The sequence below is a fragment of the Halomonas sp. ND22Bw genome (genome assembly GCF_003011945.1).
In the GTDB taxonomy this organism is placed as follows: domain Bacteria; phylum Pseudomonadota; class Gammaproteobacteria; order Pseudomonadales; family Halomonadaceae; genus Halomonas; species Halomonas halophila.
The window spans coordinates 1-454 of the sequence record NZ_PXWD01000164.1 but is presented as its reverse complement, the minus strand read 5'-3'; the positions used below and the strand labels follow the sequence as shown (position 1 = coordinate 454).

1 protein-coding gene is annotated in these 454 nt (G+C 71.8%); it reads right to left on the bottom strand.

Translation table 11 applies throughout. From position 1 onward, the window contains the following. Positions 1-454 (bottom strand): efflux RND transporter periplasmic adaptor subunit (locus CVH10_RS17500; RefSeq protein WP_146142991.1); only part of this gene is annotated, 454 nt, incomplete at both ends.

The following is a 454-nucleotide window of genomic DNA, read 5'->3' as shown; positions in this document are numbered from 1 at the left end:
TCGGGGCCGTCGGCGCGCTTGAACTGGCCCGCGGCCATGGCGCTGCGCAGCTTCATCACGTCGTTGGCCGACTGGGTGAAGTTCACGTAGAGCGGGTTGATCTGCTGGATCACCGCGAGCGCGGTGGCGTCGCCCTGCCCCACCAGGGCGCCCTCGGTGACCAGCGCACGGCCGATGCGGCCCGAGATCGGCGCGGCGACCGAGGCGTAGCCGAGGTTGATGTTGGCGGTGGTGACCGACGCACGGGCCACGCCCACGTCGGCTTCGGCGCTCTTCTGCGACGCCACGGCGTTCGCGTACTCCTGCTTGCTCACCGCGTTGGCCTCGACCAGCGGCTTGTAGCGGTCGGCCAGCGCCTTGGCCTGCACGGCGTTGGCTTCGGCACGCGCCAGGCTGGCCTGCGCGCTGCGGGCCGAGGCGGCGTACGGCGCCGAATCGATGCGGAACAGCGGCT